Source organism: Hydrogenophaga sp. RWCD_12 (assembly GCF_046604225.1).
Taxonomy (GTDB): domain Bacteria; phylum Pseudomonadota; class Gammaproteobacteria; order Burkholderiales; family Burkholderiaceae_C; genus Hydrogenophaga.
This window is the reverse complement of the sequence record NZ_JBKIXC010000005.1, coordinates 94,690-115,135: the sequence shown is the minus strand read 5'-3', so window position 1 is coordinate 115,135 and position 20,446 is coordinate 94,690. Positions and strand designations below refer to the sequence as shown.

At 66.4% G+C, this 20,446-nt stretch carries 19 protein-coding genes; 7 read left to right on the top strand and 12 right to left on the bottom strand.

The features are described 5' to 3' along the window. Positions 1–6: 6 nt before the first annotated feature. Genes ACLIJ1_RS19090 through ACLIJ1_RS19080 form a run of 3 tightly spaced genes read right to left on the bottom strand, consistent with a single transcriptional unit; the run spans position 7 to position 3,028 of the window. Positions 7–846 (bottom strand): ABC transporter permease, encoded by an 840-nt coding sequence (locus tag ACLIJ1_RS19090; protein ID WP_411367144.1) that lies wholly within the window; start codon positions 844–846, stop codon positions 7–9. Then, positions 828–2,027, bottom strand: a complete 1,200-nt coding sequence (locus tag ACLIJ1_RS19085; protein WP_411367143.1) for a branched-chain amino acid ABC transporter substrate-binding protein — start codon at positions 2,025–2,027, stop codon at positions 828–830. Before ACLIJ1_RS19085 ends, ACLIJ1_RS19090 begins: the two co-directional genes overlap by 19 nt. After that, entirely contained in the window at positions 2,024–3,028 is a 1,005-nt protein-coding gene (locus tag ACLIJ1_RS19080) for a PQQ-dependent catabolism-associated beta-propeller protein (RefSeq protein ID WP_411367142.1), read from the bottom strand. The genes ACLIJ1_RS19085 and ACLIJ1_RS19080 overlap by 4 nt, the downstream gene beginning before the upstream one ends. 364 nt (positions 3,029–3,392) lie before the next feature. Here ACLIJ1_RS19080 and ACLIJ1_RS19075 point away from each other — a divergent pair, with 364 nt between their 5' ends. Together ACLIJ1_RS19075 and ACLIJ1_RS19070 are read left to right on the top strand one after the other, a co-directional pair. Next, entirely contained in the window at positions 3,393–4,262 is an 870-nt protein-coding gene (locus tag ACLIJ1_RS19075) for a tripartite tricarboxylate transporter substrate binding protein (RefSeq protein WP_411367141.1), read from the top strand. After that, positions 4,259–5,029 carry an ATP-binding cassette domain-containing protein gene (locus tag ACLIJ1_RS19070; protein ID WP_411367140.1) on the top strand — a complete coding sequence of 257 codons (771 nt, stop codon included), beginning with the start codon at positions 4,259–4,261 and terminating at the stop codon, positions 5,027–5,029. The genes ACLIJ1_RS19075 and ACLIJ1_RS19070 overlap by 4 nt, the downstream gene beginning before the upstream one ends. 19 nt (positions 5,030–5,048) lie before the next feature. Here the strand turns inward: ACLIJ1_RS19070 and ACLIJ1_RS19065 are convergent, their stop codons facing one another. From ACLIJ1_RS19065 to ACLIJ1_RS19045, 5 genes are all read right to left on the bottom strand, one after another. After that, complete coding sequence (locus ACLIJ1_RS19065) at positions 5,049–7,136, bottom strand: TonB-dependent receptor family protein (RefSeq protein ID WP_411367139.1); 2,088 nt, start codon at positions 7,134–7,136, stop codon at positions 5,049–5,051. Between the two features lie 124 nt (positions 7,137–7,260). After that, positions 7,261–7,641, bottom strand: a complete 381-nt coding sequence (locus tag ACLIJ1_RS19060) for a DUF779 domain-containing protein (RefSeq protein ID WP_411367138.1) — start codon at positions 7,639–7,641, stop codon at positions 7,261–7,263. 152 nt (positions 7,642–7,793) lie between these two features. Next, a complete protein-coding gene (locus tag ACLIJ1_RS19055; RefSeq protein WP_411367137.1) occupies positions 7,794–9,314 on the bottom strand; it encodes an aldehyde dehydrogenase family protein in 1,521 nt (506 codons plus the stop codon). A gap of 216 nt (positions 9,315–9,530) precedes the next feature. Next, positions 9,531–10,307 (bottom strand): TOBE domain-containing protein, encoded by a 777-nt coding sequence (locus ACLIJ1_RS19050; RefSeq protein ID WP_411367136.1) that lies wholly within the window; start codon positions 10,305–10,307, stop codon positions 9,531–9,533. A 14-nt stretch (positions 10,308–10,321) separates the two neighbouring features. Further along, positions 10,322–10,987, bottom strand: coding sequence for a class I SAM-dependent methyltransferase (locus ACLIJ1_RS19045; RefSeq protein ID WP_411367135.1), 666 nt, complete (start codon positions 10,985–10,987; stop codon positions 10,322–10,324). A 167-nt stretch (positions 10,988–11,154) separates the two neighbouring features. Between ACLIJ1_RS19045 and modA the strand changes: the two genes are divergently transcribed. From modA to modC, 3 genes are read left to right on the top strand one after another with little or no spacing between them, the layout of a single operon-like run. Next, positions 11,155–11,910: a molybdate ABC transporter substrate-binding protein gene (modA, locus tag ACLIJ1_RS19040; protein WP_411367134.1), complete on the top strand. Its 756-nt coding sequence runs from the start codon at positions 11,155–11,157 to the stop codon at positions 11,908–11,910. Between the two features lies 1 nt (position 11,911). After that, on the top strand, positions 11,912–12,598 hold the full coding sequence (modB, locus tag ACLIJ1_RS19035; protein ID WP_411367133.1) for a molybdate ABC transporter permease subunit: 687 nt from the start codon (positions 11,912–11,914) through the stop codon (positions 12,596–12,598). Then, positions 12,595–13,698 carry a molybdenum ABC transporter ATP-binding protein gene (gene modC, locus ACLIJ1_RS19030; protein WP_411367132.1) on the top strand — a complete coding sequence of 368 codons (1,104 nt, stop codon included), beginning with the start codon at positions 12,595–12,597 and terminating at the stop codon, positions 13,696–13,698. Before modB ends, modC begins: the two co-directional genes overlap by 4 nt. Positions 13,699–13,707: 9 nt before the next feature. Here the strand turns inward: modC and ACLIJ1_RS19025 are convergent, their stop codons facing one another. The 3 genes from ACLIJ1_RS19025 to ACLIJ1_RS19015 are packed head-to-tail and all read right to left on the bottom strand — an operon-like array spanning position 13,708 to position 16,081. Further along, positions 13,708–14,610 (bottom strand): extracellular solute-binding protein, encoded by a 903-nt coding sequence (locus ACLIJ1_RS19025; protein ID WP_411367131.1) that lies wholly within the window; start codon positions 14,608–14,610, stop codon positions 13,708–13,710. After that, on the bottom strand, positions 14,607–15,356 hold the full coding sequence (locus tag ACLIJ1_RS19020; protein ID WP_411367130.1) for an ATP-binding cassette domain-containing protein: 750 nt from the start codon (positions 15,354–15,356) through the stop codon (positions 14,607–14,609). Before ACLIJ1_RS19020 ends, ACLIJ1_RS19025 begins: the two co-directional genes overlap by 4 nt. Then, positions 15,353–16,081, bottom strand: coding sequence for an ABC transporter permease (locus ACLIJ1_RS19015; protein ID WP_411367129.1), 729 nt, complete (start codon positions 16,079–16,081; stop codon positions 15,353–15,355). The genes ACLIJ1_RS19020 and ACLIJ1_RS19015 overlap by 4 nt, the downstream gene beginning before the upstream one ends. Before the next feature lie 115 nt (positions 16,082–16,196). Here ACLIJ1_RS19015 and ACLIJ1_RS19010 point away from each other — a divergent pair, with 115 nt between their 5' ends. After that, complete coding sequence (locus ACLIJ1_RS19010; protein ID WP_411367128.1) at positions 16,197–17,327, top strand: substrate-binding domain-containing protein; 1,131 nt, start codon at positions 16,197–16,199, stop codon at positions 17,325–17,327. Between the two features lie 22 nt (positions 17,328–17,349). Here ACLIJ1_RS19010 and coaBC read toward each other — a convergent pair whose 3' ends face one another. Beyond that, the gene (gene coaBC, locus ACLIJ1_RS19005; RefSeq protein WP_411367127.1) at positions 17,350–18,639 is read right to left on the bottom strand and encodes a bifunctional phosphopantothenoylcysteine decarboxylase/phosphopantothenate--cysteine ligase CoaBC; all 1,290 of its coding nucleotides are present in this window, start codon (positions 18,637–18,639) and stop codon (positions 17,350–17,352) included. Positions 18,640–18,777: 138 nt separating this feature from the next. Here coaBC and ACLIJ1_RS19000 point away from each other — a divergent pair, with 138 nt between their 5' ends. Beyond that, entirely contained in the window at positions 18,778–20,445 is a 1,668-nt protein-coding gene (locus tag ACLIJ1_RS19000; RefSeq protein WP_411367126.1) for a CTP synthase, read from the top strand. Position 20,446 lies beyond the last annotated feature (1 nt).

The following is a 20,446-nucleotide window of genomic DNA, read 5'->3' as shown; positions in this document are numbered from 1 at the left end:
GAAAAGTCAGCCGCGCTGGCGGATCCAGCCACGCTGCGGGTCGTAGCCCCAGAGCGCCGCCAGGAAGAACACGGCGGTACAGCCCAGCACCACGGCCCATGCCGTGCCGTTGAACTGACCGTACATGGCAAAGCGCATCGCTTCCACCGCGTGCGTGAAGGGGTTGAACTCGGCCAGCTTGAGCAGCCACCACGCGCCCGACTCCTCCAGCTTCCACAGCGGGTAGAGCGCGGGGCTGATGAAGAACATCGGGAAGATCACGAAGTTCATCGTGCCGGCGAAGTTCTCCAGCTGCTTGACGTAGACCGACAGCACCAGCCCGACCGAGGCCAGCATCACCGCCGCACAGACCATGGACAGCAGCAGCCACGGCAGGTGCTCCAGCGGCACCTCGACCCCGAAGGCCCAGGCAATGAGAAGGAACACCGTCATCTGCAGCACCGACAGGCTGGTGCCCGCCAGCAGCTTGAACGCCAGCAGCCAGCCGCGCGGCAGCGGTGCCGTCAGCAGCAGGCGCATCACGCCCATCTCGCGGTCGTAGACCATTGAGAGCGAACTCTGCATGCCATTGAACAGCGCCACCATGCCCAGCAGCCCGGGCACCATGTAGACCTTGTATTCGATGTAGGTCTCGTAGGGCGGCACGATGGCCACGCCGAACACGTTGTGAAACCCGGCCGAGAACACCACGAACCACAGCAGCGGCCGCACCAGCGCCGAACCCAGGCGCGAAGGCTGGCGCAGGAAGCGCCCGATCTCGCGGCCCACGACCGCCCGCAACGCGCGCAGCAGGTGAGGCAGCAGTGCGGGCGCGGGATCGACGGGGCTCAGGGTCGTTGCTTGCATGTGCTCTCCGCTTCGTCCACACCCAGCGTGTCCATCACTTCCTTGGGATGCAGCACGCCGTCGACCGGCGCCACACCGGCGACACCGTCGACGTGGCTCAGGAAGACCGGCTGGCGCAGCTGGCCGTCCCAGGCTCGGAACGACAGGCGAGGCCCCTTGAAGCCGTCGACGCCCACGGCACCGCCGCGCAAGGCCTTGAGCTGTGCGGCAATCGGCGCCTTGGGCTGTTCGGCCAGCACGGTCGCGATCGCACGGCCGGCGGTCCACGCAGCCCAGTCGTGTCCGCTCATGGGGCGACCGGCCTTCTTCGCGAAGCGCCGCGAGAGCTGCGGCCCGCCGTTGCGTTCCCACAGAGGATGCCAGGGTGCCGCCACCAGACCGTTGGCGCTCACCACCGGCCGCGGCCATTGCGTCGCATAGGGCACGGTGCGCGCGAACTCGCCGTCGCTGTCGAGCACCGCGACCACATCATGCTCGCGGTCGCCCGTGAGCAGCCGCACGTTGGCCAGGTCGCGCTCGCGCGGATCGCCGGTCAGCTTGAAAGGCTTGAGCTGCGTCGTCTTGATGCCATAGCGCTTGGCCGAGCGGTTGAAGGCTTCCAGCTCCAGCACATCTTCCGGCAAGGCGCCCTGCAGCACCAGCGCCTTGCGCCAGTTGCGCGCCGCCAGGTACTGCGCCAGCGCGTCACTGAACATGGCGCGGCTCGGATAGGTGTGCAGCAGATACGCTGCGCATTGCGCGCCGCGCAGCGCATCGTCTTTCTGCCCGCTGTTGATCACGATCGCACCACCCAGCGCGGCCGGCGCCGCCTGCACCAGCGCATTGAGCTCCGGCACCGGCAGGTCGGCCACCACGTGCTGCACCTTGGCCGCCTTGAGATCGGCGAGCACCTTCGGCAAGGCCGCCACGTTGGGCAGCACCACGTCCCGGACCACGAGTTCGATCCCGGCGGCATCGAGCTCGAACGCCGAGTCTTCGGCCGCCAGCTTGACCCCGTCGATGGCGCGCCCGGTCGGGTGACCGGGATAGGCCTTCTCCATGCGGCGCGGCGCAAAGCGCGGGTCGCCGTCGAGCGACACCACGGCGACCGTGACCTTGGTCGCGGCCAGCGACGGCAGTGCCGCCGCCAGCACCAGCGCGCCGGCCAGGGCGCGCAGCGGCTTGCTCAGGCCTACGGTCATTTGGAAACCAGGATCGTGTGGGGCACACGGCCGGCCGGCACCGTCTTCAGCGCCTTGCCCGAGGCGGTGTCGATCAGCGTCATGTCGTCCGACATGCCGTTGGCCACGAACAGCGTCTTGCCGTCGGGAGAAAAACCCAGCCCCCAGGCCCGTTTGCCCACCAGAACCTGGCTTTTCACAGTCTTGCTGGCCACATCCACCTCGGCCACGTGGTTGGCGCGGCCCAGACCCACCCACATGCTCTTGCCGTCCGGGCTGATGGCCATGCCCACCGGGGTGATGTCGTTCTGGCGCATGCCCTTGACCTCGAACTTGATCTTCTGCTTTTCGGTGTGGGTCTTGGTGTCGACCACGCTCACGGTCGCATCCAGCTCGTTGGTGACCCATAGCTCGGCGCCGTCGGGCGACATGACGAAACGGCGCGGGCGCTTGCCGACCTTGATGTTCTTGGTGACCTTCTTGGTGGCCAGATCGATCACGTGGACCACATTGGCAACCTCGGAGGTCACATAGGCCGTCTTCCCGTCGGCTGTGACCAGCACGCCTTCGGGCTCCCCGCCGGTCTTGACCTCGAACAGCGCCTTCTTCGTGGCGATGTCGTAGACCGCCATGACGCTGTCGTCTTCGATCGACACGTAGGCGGTCTTGCCATCGGGGCTGAGGTCGAACATCTCGGGGCTTTCACCCAGCGGTACGGTGCCATCCATCTTGCCCGCGCCCACATCCACCACACCCATGGCATTGCTGTCGCCGCAGATCACGTAGATCTGCTTGCCGTCGGCGTTGAACGACATGTCGCGCGGACGCTTGCAGACATCGATCGCGGCCTGGCGCTCGCCCGCCGTGTTGAAGACGTAGATCTTGTTGTCCTTCTCGCTGGACACGTAGACCTTGCTCTGGGCGTGGGCCGGGAGGCTGAAGGCGAGGGTTGCGCCAGCGGCACACAGGGCCGCGGTCAGGGCGCGCAGGGAATGCGAAGCAAAGCTGGCGCAAAGGGCCATGGTGTGTCTCCTACTGTTTTGCGAAACCCGGGCACCAATGGCCCGGTGCGCCCGAAGCGCGCGATCATTCTGCAAAATCGGTGCCAACAGAATTCGGCTGGTACAGGAACGGAATTTGCCTGATCATGCCGCGTCCCGGGGGCTTTCCGAGGGACATGAGACTATCAGGCCACGCATGAGACACACACCGCCGCGACCAGCGTTCAAAAATGACACAGGGATAACCCTGACTCGATCCAGCCGGCCGAACACTGCCGTCTCGCGAAGGGACTTTCTCGGTGCCGCCGGTGCGCTCGCGCTGACCGCTGTCAGCCCCCTGGCGCAGGCACAGGCGCCCTTCCCTTCAAAACCGATCCAGCTCATCGTGCCCTGGCCCGCCGGTGGACAGACCGACCTGACGATCCGCATCCTGGCCGAAGAAGCCGAACCCCTGCTGGGGCAGCCCATCGTCGTGGTCAACAAGCCCGGCGCGGCCGGCACCATGGTCGCGCCAGCCCTGAAGGCCGCCGAGCCGGACGGGCACGTGATCGGACAGGTGCCGCTCACCGTCTACCGCCACGCGCTCATGAACCATGTGAACTGGGACCCGGTGACCGACCTCGCCCCGATCCTGCAAGTCTCGGGTGTGAGCTTCGGGCTGCTGGTGCCCGGCAACAGTCCGTTCCGAAACGTCGCCGACATGATCGACTGGGCCGTCAAGCGTCCGGGCGAACTCATCATGGGCTCGACCGGCGTCGGCACCACGGCTCACCTCGCGATGGAAGAGATCCTGCTGCAAAACAACGTGAAGTACGTGCACGTGCCGTACAAGGGCACGGCCGACCAGATGCTGGCCATCGCGGGCGCCCAGATCATGGCCGGCGTGAACTCGACCGGCTTCGCTCCCTGGGTTGAAAAGGGCCAGATGCGGCTGATCGCCACCTTCAACGCAACGCGAAGCAGCCGCTGGCCCGAGGTGCCGACCATGCGCGAGCTGGGCTACCCGCAGGCGGTCTACACCTCGCCCTGGGGCCTTGCAGCGCCCGCCGGCACGCCCGAGGCAGTGATCCAGAAGCTGCACGATGTGTTCCGCCGTGCGATGAACGCCGAGCGCCACACGTCGGCGCTCGCGCGCTATGAGCAGACGCTGGAATACCTCGGCACGCGCGACTACCGCCAGTCCGTCCTCGTCACCGTCGAGCGCGAAAAGAAACTCCTCGCCCGCATGAACCTGCTGGCCAAACCCGCCTCATGACCGAACCACTCGCCCAAGCCCCCGACACCGTGGTCCACACCGTCCTGAAAGCCGACGGCCTGCACAAGGCCTACAACGGCAAGCCGGCGCTCAAGGGTGTGAGCTTGCAGGTGCAGGCCGGCGAAATGCTGGCCCTGCTCGGCCCCAACGGTGCCGGCAAGTCCACCCTGCTGCAACTGCTGACCGGCCTGTTCACCCCCGACCAGGGCAGCATCGAGGTCCTCGGGCAGGACATGCGCCAGCACCCGGCGCGCGCCCTCTCGGGCCTGGGCGTGGTGTTCCAGCAGAGCGCGCTCGACATGGATTTGTCGGTGATGGCCAACCTGCTGTTCCACACCGACCTGCACGGCATTCCGCGCAAGACGGCGCGCGAACGCATCGATACGCAGCTCGCTGCCATCGGCCTGCAGGACCAGGCCAAAGCTGTGGTGCGCAGCCTCTCGGGCGGCACGCGGCGCAAGGTCGAACTGGTGCGCGCGCTGCTGCACAGGCCGCGCGTGCTGCTGATGGACGAAGCCACCGTCGGCCTGGACCCGGCCTCGCGGCAGCAACTGCTGGACTCCGTGCGCGGCCTGTGCCGCGATCAGGGCCTGGCGGTGCTGTGGGCCACCCACCTGATCGAGGAAGTGAAGACCGCCGACCGCCTGCTGCTGCTGCACCAGGGCACGGTGCGCTTCGATGGCCACATCGACGCCTTCATGGCTGCCGCCGAAGGCCCGGACTTCCAGACCGAAGTGCTCAAGGCGCTGCAGAAACCAGGGCTGTGAGCCCTGGCTTCCCGCCCGCTCAGAAGGCGTAGCTGACGGTCACCCCGAGCCCCCACTGACGACCCGGTGCCGGTTCGAAGAAGCGCTTGTTGCCGTCGTTGGCGATCACCGAGCCGATGGTTGCCTTGTCGGCCAGGTTGTCGACGCGCAGGTATTCGCGAATCTTCCAGGCGCCGACCTTCTGCTCCCAGCCCAGCCGCAGGTTGAACACGGTCGCGGCCGCGGTGCGGTCGCTGTTGACATCGTCCACCACCATGGAGCCCCGGTGCACCGCCTCCAGCGCGGCGGTGAAGCCTGGCATCGCGCGCGGCTGCCAGGCGATCTCGCCGAACAGCGAACGGTCCATCACGCCCGGAATGCGGTTGCCCGAAACCACCCGCGTGCCGCTGCTGCTGAAGGTTTCGGCAAAGCGGGCATTGAGGGTCGACAGCGCGACGTGGCTGCGCCACTCCGGTGTCCATTGCGCGCTGTGCGTGAGCTCGATGCCGGTGCGGCGCGTCTTGCCGGCGTTGGTGTAGACCGTGCGGCCGCCGCTGCTGGAGGCGACCACGATCTCGTCGCGGGTGCCGATGTGGAACAGCGCGACATCGAGCCGCTGGTTCTCCGACAACTTGGTTTTCAAGCCGATTTCGGTGTGCGTGCTGCGGGCCGACTTCAGGCCCAGGTTCGGGCCGCTGCCGTTGGCGGTGTAGGCGATCTCGGTCAGGGTCGGTGTTTCGAAGCCGCGGCCGATGTTGGCGTACAGATTCGTGTCGTCGCCCAGGTGGCGCGTCACGCCGATCACCGGGTTGGTCGCGCTGAACGTCACGCGGCCGCTGTCGTCGGGATTGCCGGGGCGGATGAAATGGTCGTCGACCTGGAACTTCACCCGGTTGGCGCGCAGGCCAGCCACCGCGCTCCAGCCTTCGTTGATCGCCCAGTCAGCCTGCGTGTAGACACCGGTGCTGCTGACCTTGCCGTCTTCGTCGCGCTTGAGCGCGCCGGTCACACCGAGGTTGTTGATGTAGCCCAGGCGGTGCTCGCCCATGCGTTCGATGTCCACACCGGCGCTCAGGTTCACCTGCCCTTCGCCGGCCGGGATGCGGCGCGCGTAGCGCAGCCCCGTGCCTTCGTAGTGGCGGTCCAGCTGCACCACCCCACCGGCCGAGGTCGCCGAGGTCTGGGCCGACAGCGGCAGCGACAGTCGGCTGTCCAGATCGCGCTGGCCGGCGTAGACACGGGCCGACAGTTCGCTTTGTGCGTCGAGCTTGTGCTCGGCCACCAGACCCAGCTGGTTCTGCGACACGTCCTTGCCAGCCTTGTTCGAGGTCGACGCGGCCACCGCCTGGCGCGGGTTGGCCTGGAACTGCTCGCGCGTCAGGCCCAGCGGATCGCCCGACTCGGGCTGGTCGAAGGCATTGGCGACGAGGGTGAACTTCATGTGTTCGTTGGCCGTCCAGCGCAGCTTGGCGTTGGTGTGCTTGCGTTTTGCGGCGCTGTTGTCGCGCCAGCCGTCGGTGGAGAAGTCGCTGTGGTCGATCACGTAGTTCAGCGAACCGCTCTGTCCCGCAGCCTGCAGGCCGTAGCGCCGCAACCGGTCCGCGCCGGCGTCAACGCTGAAGCGCACTTCCGGCTTCTCGGGACCGTCCGCCGTGAACACCTGCACCACTCCGCCCGCGGAGTTGCCGTAAAGCTGGGCCAGCGGTCCGCGCAGCACCTCGATGCGCTGGGCCGACGGCAGGCTGATGGTCGAGGCCTGGCCCTGCCCGTCGGGCATGGTCGCCGGAATGCCGTCGACGATCAGGCGCGTGCCGCGGATGCCGAAGGGCGAACGCGAGCCGGAGCCGCGGATCGAGAGCTGCAGATCCTGCGCGTAGTTCTGGCGGTTGAGCACCGTGATGCCCGGTACGCGGTTCATCACCTCGGAGAGGTTGACCCGCGGGCCAGCGGCCTCGATGGCCTCCTGGCCAACGGCCTGCACCGAGGCTGGCGCGTCAAACGATTTCTGTTCCTGGCGAGAGGCGCTGACCACGACCTCCTGCAAGGTCTGGGCGCCGGCGGTGCCGGCCAGGGCCATGAGAAGCGCGGCGTTGAACCGGCGCAAGGCGAATGTGGGGCGTGGGGTCATGTCTTGTCTCCGGATGGAGCCGGTCGTCGCCGGCTGTACCAATGCCGATCTTCCAACAAGTTCCATGCCACGCGCTACAGGCGTGGAGTGTTCAGGAATGGAACATCCCAGCCATCCCATCGATTCAGCTGGCTGCCCGTGCCTCGTCCGCCTCGATCTGTGCCATTTCTTCCGGCGTGAACACCCGCGAGCGCGTGTGAAAGGCCTTGCCCTCGGGCCCTTCGAGCGAGAAGGTGCCGCCGTGGCCTTCGATGACGTCGATGATCAGCTGGGTGTGGCGCCAGGTCGCGTACTGCGACTTGCTCATGTAGAACTCGCAGCCACCGATGTTACCCAGAAGCACGTCGCCCGGGCCCATGGTGATCTCGCCCAGCAGGTAGCAGTTGGCGGCGCTGTTGTCGCAGCAGCCGCCGCTCTGGTGAAACATCAGACCCGGGCCGTATTTGGTCTTGAGGAACTCGACCAACTCGACCGCGGCCGGCGTGGCAATGACTTTCTCAACCATGTCTGTCTCCTTGTACTGAAAGAAAAAAGGGACACCTCCGAAAGGAGATGTCCCAATCAAGAACGCAGCGGAACCGGCTTTGCCGGGCCGCGCCAGCGTTGCCCCCTGGGGGGTGACGCGCCGCAGGCGCGGCGCGGGGGGAGCCACAGGCTTTAGAAGAAGCCCAGCTTGTTCTCGCTGTAGCTGACCAGCAGGTTCTTGGTCTGCTGGTAGTGGTCCAGCATCATCTTGTGGGTTTCACGGCCGATGCCCGATTCCTTGTAGCCACCGAAGGCAGCGTGCGCGGGGTAGGCGTGGTAGCAGTTGGTCCACACGCGACCGGCCTTGATGGCGCGGCCCATGCGGTAGGCCACGTTGCCGTTGCGACTCCACACGCCGGCACCCAGGCCGTACAGCGTGTCGTTGGCGATCGCCAGGGCTTCGGCCTCGTCCTTGAAGGTGGTCACGGCCAGCACGGGGCCAAAGATTTCTTCCTGGAAGATGCGCATCTTGTTGTGGCCCTTGAACAGCGTGGGCTGCACGTAGTAGCCGCCGTCCAGATCGCCACCGACCTTGGCCTGCTCGCCGCCGATCAGCACCTGCGCGCCTTCGGCCTTGCCCAGCTCCAGGTAGGACAGGATCTTGGTCAGCTGTTCCTTGGAAGCCTGCGCACCCATCATGGTGTCGGTGTCCAGCGGGCTGCCCATCTTGATGGCGGCGACGCGCTTGAGCACGCGCTCCATGAACTTGTCATAGATGCTTTCCTGGATCAGCGCACGGCTCGGGCAGGTGCAGACCTCGCCCTGGTTGAACGCGAACAGCACCAGGCCTTCGATCGCCTTGTCGAGGAACGAATCGTCTTTGTCCATGATGTCGGCAAAGAAGATGTTGGGCGACTTGCCGCCCAGTTCCAGCGTGGCAGGAATCAGGTTGTTGGCGGCGGCCTGCGCGATCACGCGACCGGTGCTGGTCGAACCCGTGAACGCGATCTTGGCGATGCGCTTGCTGGTGGCCAACGGCATGCCGGCTTCACGGCCAAAGCCGTTGACGATGTTCAGCACGCCCGGGGGCACCAGGTCGGCAATCAGCTCGGCCAGGATCAGGATCGAGATCGGGGTCGACTCGGCGGGCTTGAGCACCACGCAGTTGCCGGCGCCCAGGGCAGGCGCCAGTTTCCAGGCGGCCATCAGGATCGGGAAGTTCCACGGAATGATCTGGCCCACGACACCCAGCGGCTCCTGGATGTGGTACGCCATGGTGTTCTCGTCGATCTCGCTGATGCCGCCTTCCTGGGCACGCACGCAACCGGCGAAATAGCGGAAGTGGTCGATGGTCAGCGGGATGTCGGCGTTGAGCGTCTCGCGGATCGGCTTGCCGTTGTCCACCGTCTCGGCGTAGGCCAGCAGCTCGAGGTTGGCTTCGAGGCGGTCGGCGATCTTCAGCAGCAGGTTGGAACGCGTGGCGGCGTCGGTCTTGCCCCAGGCGTCGGCAGCGGCGTGGGCGGCGTCCAGCGCCAGGTCGATGTCTTCCGCGGTCGAGCGGGCGGCCTGGGTGTAGACCTTGCCGCTGACGGGCGTGATGACGTCGAAGTACTGACCCTTGACCGGCGCAACCCACTTGCCACCGATGAAGTTGTTGTATTGCGATTTGTAGGCGATCTTCGCGCCGGCGGCGCCGGGAGCTGCGTAGTTCATGTGTCGTCCTCTGAAGGGTGGTTGGAAAGAGAAGCCTGATTGGCTGACTTCTCTGTCACAACATCCGTGCCACCGGCCACAAGCGACCCAGAAGCGACTCAAATTGAGACGACTGCTCTCTTTTTTGACACTCGGGTGATCCATCCGCCGCGGCGCGCGTGACACTGCGCCAGCGAGGTACGGCAATGCCGTGCATAAGTGACGGTCGGTCTGCCGTCAGCCTGCGAGACCCACCACCAACGACGAGACGTCCATCGCTGCCCAGGCCCGCTGCCCCTTGCGCGCTGCAAACGGATGCGCCGCAAAACCCACCCACTGCCCGCCACCGTCCAGCGACAGCACCACCTCATCGCGCCCCTGCCCGCGCGCCAGCCGCTCGATGCGACCGGGCAACACACTCTGATCGTGCGACTCGGCAATGTCACCCCGCCCGATGCGTACCGCCGTTGCCTTGCACAGCACCAGCACCTCCAGCCCCGCGCGCAACCCCAGCAGATCGACACTCTCGCGCGTCACGCTCGACGTCAGCAGCGACTGTCCCGGCGTGCGCAGCCGCACCAGCACCGTCGGGTCGTCCTGACCCAGCGGCTCCACCGACTCCACGTGGCACGGCAGTTGGTTGCGCATGCTCGTGCGCAGACCCAGACCGAACGACAACGAAGACCCGCCGGCAAAACGCGACAGCACCGCCTCGCGTGCGCGCGCCAGCTCGTCCGCGAGAGACAGCAGCTGCATGCCCTGCGGCGTGATCACTGCGCCACCACCACCCGCACCACCCACCGTGCGCTCCACCAGCGACTGCCCGCTCAGGTTGCTCAGCGTATCGATCGCCTGCCAGGCGGCCTTGTAGCTGATGCCCGCATCGCGCGCGGCCTGCGAGATGGACCCGGTCTCAGCCACGCGGCGCAGGACTTCCAGGCGCTTGTCGCTGGGAGCATGGCCCAAAGCTTCAGAGAAGGCGGCGTGCAACGGCCCCTTCAAGGCTTGTTTCATGGCTGGTGACGCTCTCAGCTCTGCCATGCGGGCAGGTCCTCAAAGCGCCAGACCCCCAGGTGCTTGTCCGAATAGATGCCCCCGGTGTGATGGCACCGTTCATCAATCAGCGCGAGGGGAGCAGGAAAGCCGAAGGGCGGACGTTGCATGTTGAGCGGGCGCCACGCACCGGTCGGAATGTCCTCGTTGCCGCGATCACCCACAAAGGTCGTTGCAACCAGATAGCTAGCGCCAGTGCGCCGGAGATTGGCGATGGCGCGCTTGACGTCTTCTGCGCAGAGGTGCACCAAGGCATCGCGACAGAGCACCAGATCGGCCGCCGGCAGACGCTGGCGAACCATGTCGCGGCAGAGGAATTGCCGGCGGGGAGAGGACCAGCGTTTCTCGTTGTCGCTGACGAGCGCTGGAACCACATCCACCCCGAGATAACAATCCACCGCATCGGCCAACGGCGCCGCCCAGTTGAAGTCGCCACACGGCACATCCAGCAGGCATCTGGTGCCCAACGACCGCACCAGTGCGATGAGGTCCGGCAGAAACTGGGCCGCACGCTCGCGCGTTGAGCCGGGCCCCGAACTCGACTCGCAGTCGCCCCAGCTCCTGTTGGCATGGATTGCGCCGAAGACCCTGCGCATTTCGCGGGTCTTGCTGGAAAGCGGGGGCAAATCAAAAAGCGACATCGCAAGGCCTGGCGTCCGGATCTGGTGTGTGCCGACAGATTACCGCAGTCACGGAGCGACCCTGGCTCCACGTGGCGCCAGCTTCCAGCTCAGGTCCGCTACACTCGCTATTCCATTTCGGGATAACGATGCCAGCCACTGTGTTGCGCTCCTGAGCCGAGGTCTCCATGCACTTCCCCGTTCGCCCTCTGACCGCCCTGCTCTTCATCGCGCTCACCCATGGCGCGGTCAGCGCCGCCGAAGCCCAGGTCGCCGTCGCCGCCAACTTCGCCGAGCCGATCAAAGCGATTGCCGCGGTGCTGCAGAAGACCACCGGCCACACGCTGAAGATCTCGACCGGCGCTTCGGGCGCGTTCTACACGCAGATCAGGAACGGCGCGCCGTTCGACGTGTTCCTCTCGGCCGATAACGAGCGTCCTGAGCTGCTGGAGAAAGACGGACTGGCGCAGCCGGGCACACGCTTCACCTACGCCACCGGCAAGCTGGTGCTTTGGTCGGTCGACGCCAAACGGGTCGATGCAAAGGGCGAGGTGCTGAAGTCTTCAAAGCTGGGCAAGGTGGCCTACGCGAACCCGAAGACCGCGCCCTACGGCGCGGCAGCGGTGCAGGTGATGGCGCGGCTGGGCCTGACGCCGTCGCTCACGCCGAAGCTGGTGCAGGGCGAGAGCATCGGGCAGACCTACAGCTTCGTGAAGACCGGCAACGCGGACGTGGGCTTCGTGGCGCTGCCGCAGGTGCTCGAAGGCGGCCGGCTCAAGGAGGGTTCGGTCTGGATGATCCCGCAGACACACTACGAACCGATCCGGCAGGACGCGGTGATCCTGAAGAAAGGTGCAGCCAACGAAGCAGCGCAGGCGCTGGTCAAGCTGCTGCAGAGTCACAACACCAAGGACCTGATCCGGTCCTATGGCTACGAACTCTGAGATGTTTCTCACCCCCGACAACCTGCAAGCGCTCTGGCTGACCTTTGAGGTCGCCGCGCTGACCACGCTGATCCTTCTGCTGCTGGGGACGCCGCTGGCCTGGTGGCTGGCGCGTTCGCGGGCCTGGATCGCGCGGCCGGTGGGTGCGCTGGTGGCGTTGCCGCTGGTGTTGCCGCCGTCGGTACTGGGTTTCTATCTGCTGGTGGCGCTCGGGCCGAAGGGGCCGGTGGGCGAGTGGATGCTGGCGCTGGGTCTGCCCACCCTGCCCTTCACCTTCGCCGGGCTGGTGGTGGCGTCGGTGTTCTATTCGCTGCCGTTCATGGTGCAGCCGATCCTGAACAGCATGCAGGCGCTGGGTGAGCGTCCGCTCGAAGCCGCGGCCACGCTGCGCGCCTCGCCGCTGGATCGATTCCTGCACGTGGTGCTGCCGCTGTGCAGGCCTGGCATCGTGACGGGTTGCATCATGAGCTTCGCGCACACGGTGGGCGAGTTCGGCGTGGTGCTGATGGTGGGCGGCAACATCCCGGGCGTGACGCGCGTGGTGTCGGTGCAGATCTTCGATCACGTCGAGGCGCTCGAATACGCCGACGCGCACCGGCTGGCCGCGGTGATGCTGGTGTTCGCGTTTGTGGTGCTGCTCGCGCTGCAGGTCTACAACGGCCGGCAAGCACGCGAGGTCCGGGCATGAGGGCGGCCCCGCTGATCCTCAAGGCGCAACTCGCCCGCCAGGACTTCGCGCTCGACGTGGCGCTCGAACTGCCCGCGCATGGCATCACCGCCCTTTTCGGCCCTTCGGGTTCGGGAAAGACGACCTGCCTGCGCGTGCTCGCCGGGCTGGAACGGCAGGCGGCCGGCGAAGTCATCGTCAACGGCCAGACCTGGCAGGACAGCGCGCGCAGTGTATTCCTGCCCACACACCGGCGCGCGGTCGGTTATGTGTTCCAGGAGGCCAGCCTGTTCGACCACCTGACGGTCGAAGGCAACCTGCGCTTTGGTTACGTCCGCACGCCCGCGGCCGAGCGGCGACACGGATGGGATCACGGGCTGGACCTGCTGGGCATCCGGCCACTGCTGCAGCGCCGTCCGCGCGAGCTGTCAGGCGGAGAGCGCCAGCGCGTGGCGATCGCTCGCGCGCTCGCGACCAGCCCGCGCCTGCTGCTGATGGACGAGCCGCTGGCGGCGCTGGACGCGGCGCGCAAGGCCGAAATCCTGCCCTGGCTGGAGCAGTTGCACGAAGCGCTGGATCTGCCGGTGGTGTACGTGACCCACGCGGCCGACGAGGTGGCGCGGCTGGCCGATCACGTGGTCGTGCTGGAGCAGGGGCGGGTGCAGGCGCAAGGACCGCTGGCCGACATGCTGACCCGCACCGACCTGCCGCTCTCGCGCGGCGATGCTGCGGTGTCGGTGGTCGTCGCAAAGGCCAGCGGCTATTCACCCGAAGACCTGCTGCAGGTGCTGGATTTCGACGGCGGCCAACTGATGCTGCCGCGCTCCCGGCAGCAATGTCTGGCAACCGGTGCACGCGTGCGGCTGCACATCCAGGCGCGCGACGTCAGCCTGTCGCTGGTGAAGCCGGAGCAGAGCAGCGTCCTCAACGTGCTGGCCTGCACGGTGGTGCAGGTGGTGGACGATGCCCCCGGCCAGGTGCTGGTGCGCCTGCAACTGGGTGACGCTGGGCGCGGCACCCAGTTGCTCTCGCGCATCAGCCGCCTCTCGGCCCGCCGGCTTGCCATCGCGCCGGGCAAGCGGGTCTACGCCCAGATCAAGGGCGTAGCAATGGTGCGTTGAATGCCAGGCCTACTTCGCAGCGTTGGGGAAGAACAGCTGCTCGCCGCCAATCTTGTAGTCGGCGATCACCTTCTGGCCGGCGGCGCCGGTCACCCAGTCGACGAACTTCTGGCCTTCGGCGGTCTTGACGTTGGGGAACTTGGCGGCGCTGACCAGCATGACGCCGTACTGGTTGAACAGGCGCTTGTCACCCTCGACCAGCACCGCCAGATCCGCGCGGTTCTTGAAGTTCAGCCAGGTGCCACGGTCGGCCAACACATAACCGCCGGTTGACGCCGCCATGTTCAGCGCCGGACCCATGCCGCAACCGCACTCCTTGTAGCCGCTGCCCTTGGCGGCCTCGTTGTCGGTCATCTTCCAGAAGCGCTGCTCGGCCGCGTGCGTGCCGCTCTTGTCGCCGCGCGAGACGAAGGGCGCATTGCCGGCGGCCAGCTTCTTGAACGCGGCCACGATGTCGTTGCCCTTGGTCGCGGCCGGATCGGCCTTGGGACCGACGAGGATGAAGTCGTTGTACATGACCTCGAAGCGCTTGGCTGCGAAGCCGTCGGCGACGAACTTCTCTTCGGCTGGCTTGTCGTGCACGAACAGCACGTCGGCGTCGCCGCGGCGCGCCATGTCGATTGCCTGGCCGGTACCGAGGGCCACGACCTTGACGTCGATATTCGTCGCCTTCTTGAACTCGGGCAACAGGTGGGCGAACAGGCCGGACTGCTCGGTCGACGTGGTCGACGCGATCACGATGCTGGACTGCGCCAGCGCGGCAGTGCTGACCAGCCATCCGGTCGCGACGGCCGCCACGAGCGAAGCTGCTCGAACCAGGGCACCGCCGGGCCGGCTTTGCCGGACGGCCAGTGCCGCCCCCTTGAGGGGGTCGCGCGCAGCGCGGCAGGGGTGATTCATTTCCTTTTTCACGGGGTTTCTCCTTTGACAAAAGCACTGGCCTGCGGGAAGCGGGCTTCCAGCAGGGACTGGTCGAAAAACTGTTGCACGGGCAGGTCGGCCAGCACCTGTCCCTGCTCCATGTAGATGACGCGGCTGGCCAGTCGCTTGACCTGGCCGAGGTTGTGGCTGGCGAACACCAGCGTGGGCAAGGGCCGTCCGGCGGGTGCAGGCTCGGACGCGAAGTCGGCGATCAGCGCTTCGACGTCGCGCTTGGCGTGCGGGTCCAGGCTGGCGGTGGGCTCGTCGAGCAGCCACACATCGGGACGCAGCGCCCAGGCGCGTGCCAGCGCCAGCCGCTGCTGCTGGCCGCCCGACAACGCACGGCCGTTGCGGTCGGCCAGATGCGCAAGCTGCACGCGCTCCATTGCCTCGTTCGCCCGCGCGGCGGTCTGCGCCCACGGAACGCCCGACAGCCAAAGGCCCAGTTGCAGGTTGCGGCGCACCGACATGCGCAGCATGTGCGGCCGCTGGAACAACATGGCGAGGCGCACGCCCGGCGCGCACACCAGCTCTCCACCTCCGAGCGGCAGCAGACCGTGCAAGGTGCGCAGCAGCGTGCTCTTGCCGCAGCCATTCGGCCCGACCAGCGCCACCCGCTCGCCCGCCGACACTTGCAGTGCGATGCCGCGCAGGGCCTCGACCTGTGCCGCCGGGCCGAGGCTCACGTTCACGTCGCGCAGCGCCAGCACCACCGCGCTGAAGATCGGACCAGTCATGTCGTGGCCATCCGCAGGTCGCCACCGTCCAGATGCTCGCGCCAGCGGCGCAGCAGCGACACCGCGGTGTTGAGCGCCAGCACCACCATGAGCAGCACGATGCCCAGTCCCAGCGCCAGCGGCAGGTCGCCCTTGCTGGTTTCCAGTGCGATGGCCGTGGTCATCACGCGGGTGAAGCCGTCGATATTGCCGCCCACGATCATCACCGCGCCGACCTCGGAAATCGCACGCCCGAAGGCTGTGATCAGCACCGTGAGCAGCGCATAGCGTTCGTCCCAGGCCATCAGCAGGCTGCGCAGGCCGGTGCGCGCGCCCAGCGAGGTCAACTGCTCGCCGTGCTGGCGGTCCGCGTCTTCGACCACCTGCCGCGTCAGCGCCGTCACCAGCGGCAGCACGAGGATGGTCTGCGCAACCACCATCGCCTTGAAGCTGAACAGCCAGCCCAGAAAACCCAGTGGTCCGGAGCGCGAGAGCAGCAGGTAGATCACCAGGCCGACCACCACCGACGGAATGGCCAGAAAGGTGTTGAGCAAAGTCAGCAGCGCGGGGCGGCCCGGAAAACGCGCCACGGCCAGCCAGGCTCCGAGCAACAGGCCCAGACTGCAGGCCAGCAGGCAGGCGGTGGCGCTCACGGACAGGGAGCGCAACACGATGGCCCAAAGGGCCGCATCTCCGGAGGCGATGAGTTGCAGCGCGGTGGCCGCACTGTCGGAAAACGTGTTCATAGGTTGTAGTGAGCTTAAGCGACGCGGGGCCCTCTATTTCTTGGGGCGCACCATGTATGAACATCACTTCATAAGGGTCGATGACGTGTCCTTTCGGCTTTGGCACACTCGCGCGATGCGCAAGATTCAGCTTTCATATTCGATCGCCCAGCAACGCCCCAAAGGTCCGGCACTGGGAGCGGCTTTGCTGCGCAATCCTTTGATCGATTTGTTGCAGGCAGTGCGCAATCAGGGATCGATTTCCGGTGCGGCGCGACTGATCGGGTTGTCCTACCGTCACGTGTGGGGACAACTCAAGGAATGGGAGCAGGAACTGGGCCAGCCGCTGATCCTTTGGGAGCGAGGCCAGGCGGCGCAACTCAGTCCGTTCGGCCAGCGCCTGCTGATGGCCGAGCGGCTGGCGCAGGCGCGTCTTGGCCCGCAGACCGAGGCCCTTCGCGCCGAGCTGGAGCGGGCGTTCTCGCTGGCCTTCGAAGACAGCGAGACTGCTCCCAGCGACCTGCTCACGCTCTATGCCAGTCACGACCACGCGTTGACCGTGCTGCAGGAAGTGGCCGCCGGCATGACACCGGCCACGGTGCCGTCGCGCCCGAACCTGCACCTGGACATCCGTTTCACCGGCAGTGTGGACGCGATCCGCGCACTCAACGAAGGCCGCTGCCAGCTCGCAGCCTTTCACACGCAGCCGTTCGCAGCGGCGGGCAGCCTCAGCGCCCGCACCTACCGCCCGCTGCTCAAACCCGGCACCCACAAAATCATCGGCTTCGCGCGCCGTGCACAGGGGCTGATGGTCGCCCCCGGCAATCCGTTGAGGCTCAACGAACTGCGCGACGTGGTCAGCACCCGGGCCCGGTTCGTCAACCGCTCGCGCGGCACTGGCACGCGGTTGCTGCTGGACGAGCTGCTGGCGCAGGGTGGTCTGGCGGCCGAGAGCCTGATGGGCTACGACCGCGACGAAGCCTCACACGCGGCTGTGGCACAGGCTATTGCCGCCGGCGAAGCCGACGTCGGGCTGGGCACGCTGTACGCGGCGCGCGACTACGGTCTGGGTTTCGTGCCGCTGACCGACGAACGCTACCTGCTGGTGAGCCTGAAGTCGGCACTGGAACAGCCGGCGATGCTGAAGCTGCTGGCCCTGCTGCGCAGCCGCACCTGGCAGGACACGCTCAACGCCCTGCCCGGCTACGCGACCGACCACTGTGGTGAAGTGGCCGCGATGAAGCGACTCCTGCCTTGGTGGGACTGATGGTTTCGGGCGTCAGCCGGGCTCAGGCAGTCGCTTGCGCCGCTGGAGCGACCGGAACGGCTGGCGTCTGCACCGGCAACGGCGAAGGATTCGGCAACCGGCGCGCGATCTCGGCCACCAGCTGACGCGCCAGTTCCAGCTTGGTCGCGCGTGGCAGCTCGGTGTTGCCCTGATCGTCGATCAGCAACAGCGCGTTCTCGTCCTGACCGAAGGTGTCCGGACCGATGTTGCCCACCAGCAGCGGCACGCCTTTGCGAACCCGCTTGGCCTGCGCATGCGCCAGCAGGTCTTCGCTCTCGGCGGCAAAGCCGACGCAGTACAGGGTGTTGTTGAGGGCGCGCGGGCTCTTGGCGATACCGCTGAGGATGTCGGGGTTCTCGACGAAGGTCAGCGGCGGCACCTGCCCGGTGCCGTCCTTCTTGATCTTCTGCACCGCCGATTCGGTGGGCCGCCAGTCGGCCACCGCCGCTGCGGAAATGAAGACGGTTGCGTTCTGGCTCAACACGTTGAGCGTTTTCTGCATGTTCAGCGCAGTCTTGACGTTGATGCGTCCGACCCCGCGTGGTGTGGCCAGGCTGACCGGGCCGGCCACCAGCGTCACGTTGGCGCCGGCTTCGTGGGCCGCGCGCGCAATGGCAAAGCCCATCTTCCCGCTGGACAGGTTGGTGATGCCGCGCACCGGGTCGATGGCTTCGAAGGTCGGGCCAGCACTGACCAGGACGTGTTGCCCCGCAAGCAGCTTGGGTGTGAAGAAACGGACCAGCTCGTACAGCAGTTCGTCGGGTTCGAGCATGCGGCCATCGCCCGTCTCGCCACAAGCCTGCTCGCCAATGCCCACGTCCAGCACGGTCGCGCCATCGGCGCGCAGCTGTGCCACATTGCGCTGCGTGGCCGGGTGCGCCCACATCTCGCGGTTCATGGCCGGCGCCAGGATCAGGGGCACCTTCTCCAGCGGACGGGCCAGGCACATCAGGCTGAGCAGGTCGTCGGCCCGGCCGTGCAGCAGCTTGGCCATGAAGTCGGCACTGGCAGGTGCGATCACGATCGCGTCGGCATCGCGGCTGAGGTTGATGTGCGGCATGTTGTTGTCCACACCCGCCGCGCTGCGCTCGTCCCACTGGGAAGAAAACACCGGTCGTCCCGACAGTGCCTGCATCGTCACCGGCGTGATGAACTGGCCGGCCGCCTCGGTCATCACGACCTGCACCGTCGCACCGGCTTTGATCAGCGTGCGACAGAACTCGGCCGCCTTGTAGCAGGCGATGCCGCCCGACAGACCGAGGACGATGTGTTTTCCGGAGAGCTCGTTCATGGCGGCAATGTATCAGGTTGATACGAATTTCTACACTAAAAACCGGCGCCTGGGCGCTCCCCTGGCGGTGGGTGGATCTGGGGGTGCCGCCTATAATCGGCATTTCCACCTCCTGCGAGCTAAAGGCTCGCCCGAGACATGACCAAATTCGTGTTCGTCACCGGCGGTGTGGTGTCCTCCCTTGGCAAGGGCATTGCTTCTGCTTCCCTGGCTGCGATCCTTGAATCGCGCGGCCTCAAAGTCACCCTCATCAAGCTCGACCCGTACATCAACGTGGACCCGGGCACCATGTCGCCGTTCCAGCACGGCGAGGTGTTCGTCACCGACGACGGCGCCGAAACCGACCTGGACCTCGGTCACTACGAGCGTTTCATTGAAACGCGCATGAAGAAGACCAACAACTTCACCACCGGCAAGATCTACCAGTCGGTGCTGGAGAAGGAACGCCGCGGCGATTACCTCGGCAAGACGGTGCAGGTGATCCCGCACGTCACCAACGAGATCCAGGAATTCATCAAGCGTGGCGCCGGCATCGGCACGCCCGATGCGGTGGACGTGGCCATCGTCGAGATCGGCGGCACAGTGGGCGACATCGAATCCTTGCCGTTCCTGGAAGCCGTGCGCCAGATGAGCCTGCGCATGGGCCCGAACAACTCGGCCTTCGTCCACCTGACCTACCTGCCGTGGATCGCTGCGGCCGGTGAGCTGAAAACCAAGCCGACCCAGCACACGGTGCAGAAGCTGCGCGAGATCGGCATCTCGGCCGACGCCCTGCTCTGCCGCGCAGACCGCCGCATCCCCGAAGAAGAGCGTGCCAAGATTTCGCTGTTCACCAACGTGCCCGAGTGGGGTGTGATCAGCATGTGGGACGTGGACACCATCTACAAGGTGCCGCGCATGCTGCATGAGCAGGGCCTGGACGGCCTGATCTGCGACAAGCTTCGCCTGAACACACCGCCGACCAGCCTCAAGCGCTGGGACGATCTGGTCTACGAGACCGAGCACCCGCAGGGCGAGGTCAAGATCGCCATGGTCGGCAAGTACGTCGACCTGTCGGACAGCTACAAGTCGGTCAACGAAGCGCTGCGCCACGCCGGCATGCGCAACCATGTGCGCGTGAAGATCGACCACGTCGATTCCGAGACCATGGAAGGCTCTGACGCCGCCCAGAAGCTGGCACAGTACGACGCCATCCTCGTGCCCGGCGGCTTCGGCCAGCGCGGCGTGGAAGGCAAGATCAACACCGCCCGCTACGCCCGCGAGCACAAGGTGCCTTACCTCGGCATCTGCCTGGGCATGCAGGTCGCGACCATCGAATACGCCCGCCACGTGGCCGGCCTCGAAGGCGCCAACAGCACCGAGTTCGACGCCGCCACACCGCACCCGGTGATCGCGCTGATCGAGGAGTGGAAAGACGCCGACGGTAGCATCCAGAAGCGCGATGCCAGCTCCGACCTCGGCGGCACCATGCGCCTGGGCGCGCAAAGCTCCGACGTGGCCAAGGACACCCTGGCGCACAGCATCTACGGCGACGTGGTGACTGAGCGCCATCGGCATCGCTACGAAGCGAACGTGAACTACCTCGACCAGCTGCGCAAGTCCGGACTGGTGATCTCGGCACTGACGCAACGCGAACAGCTGACTGAGATCGTCGAACTGCCCAAGGCCGTGCACCCCTGGTTCATCGGCGTGCAGTTCCACCCCGAGTTCAAGTCCACCCCGTGGAACGGCCACCCGCTGTTCAATGCCTTCATCAAGGCCGCGGTCGAGCACCACGGCCGCCAGAAGCTTAAGGCCGTGGCCTGAT

Coding starts and splice junctions, on each gene's coding strand:
- modA (WP_411367134.1), top strand. CDS start 11,155: ATGCACTTCCCCGTTCGCCCTCTGACCGCCCTGCTCTTCATCGCGCTC.
- ACLIJ1_RS19055 (WP_411367137.1), bottom strand. CDS start 9,314: ATGAACTACGCAGCTCCCGGCGCCGCCGGCGCGAAGATCGCCTACAAA.
- ACLIJ1_RS19045 (WP_411367135.1), bottom strand. CDS start 10,987: ATGTCGCTTTTTGATTTGCCCCCGCTTTCCAGCAAGACCCGCGAAATG.
- ACLIJ1_RS19050 (WP_411367136.1), bottom strand. CDS start 10,307: ATGAAACAAGCCTTGAAGGGGCCGTTGCACGCCGCCTTCTCTGAAGCT.
- ACLIJ1_RS19060 (WP_411367138.1), bottom strand. CDS start 7,641: ATGGTTGAGAAAGTCATTGCCACGCCGGCCGCGGTCGAGTTGGTCGAG.
- ACLIJ1_RS19010 (WP_411367128.1), top strand. CDS start 16,197: ATGCGCAAGATTCAGCTTTCATATTCGATCGCCCAGCAACGCCCCAAA.
- ACLIJ1_RS19070 (WP_411367140.1), top strand. CDS start 4,259: ATGACCGAACCACTCGCCCAAGCCCCCGACACCGTGGTCCACACCGTC.
- modB (WP_411367133.1), top strand. CDS start 11,912: ATGTTTCTCACCCCCGACAACCTGCAAGCGCTCTGGCTGACCTTTGAG.
- coaBC (WP_411367127.1), bottom strand. CDS start 18,639: ATGAACGAGCTCTCCGGAAAACACATCGTCCTCGGTCTGTCGGGCGGC.
- modC (WP_411367132.1), top strand. CDS start 12,595: ATGAGGGCGGCCCCGCTGATCCTCAAGGCGCAACTCGCCCGCCAGGAC.
- ACLIJ1_RS19085 (WP_411367143.1), bottom strand. CDS start 2,027: ATGACCGTAGGCCTGAGCAAGCCGCTGCGCGCCCTGGCCGGCGCGCTG.
- ACLIJ1_RS19065 (WP_411367139.1), bottom strand. CDS start 7,136: ATGACCCCACGCCCCACATTCGCCTTGCGCCGGTTCAACGCCGCGCTT.
- ACLIJ1_RS19090 (WP_411367144.1), bottom strand. CDS start 846: ATGCAAGCAACGACCCTGAGCCCCGTCGATCCCGCGCCCGCACTGCTG.
- ACLIJ1_RS19000 (WP_411367126.1), top strand. CDS start 18,778: ATGACCAAATTCGTGTTCGTCACCGGCGGTGTGGTGTCCTCCCTTGGC.
- ACLIJ1_RS19015 (WP_411367129.1), bottom strand. CDS start 16,081: ATGAACACGTTTTCCGACAGTGCGGCCACCGCGCTGCAACTCATCGCC.
- ACLIJ1_RS19020 (WP_411367130.1), bottom strand. CDS start 15,356: ATGACTGGTCCGATCTTCAGCGCGGTGGTGCTGGCGCTGCGCGACGTG.
- ACLIJ1_RS19080 (WP_411367142.1), bottom strand. CDS start 3,028: ATGGCCCTTTGCGCCAGCTTTGCTTCGCATTCCCTGCGCGCCCTGACC.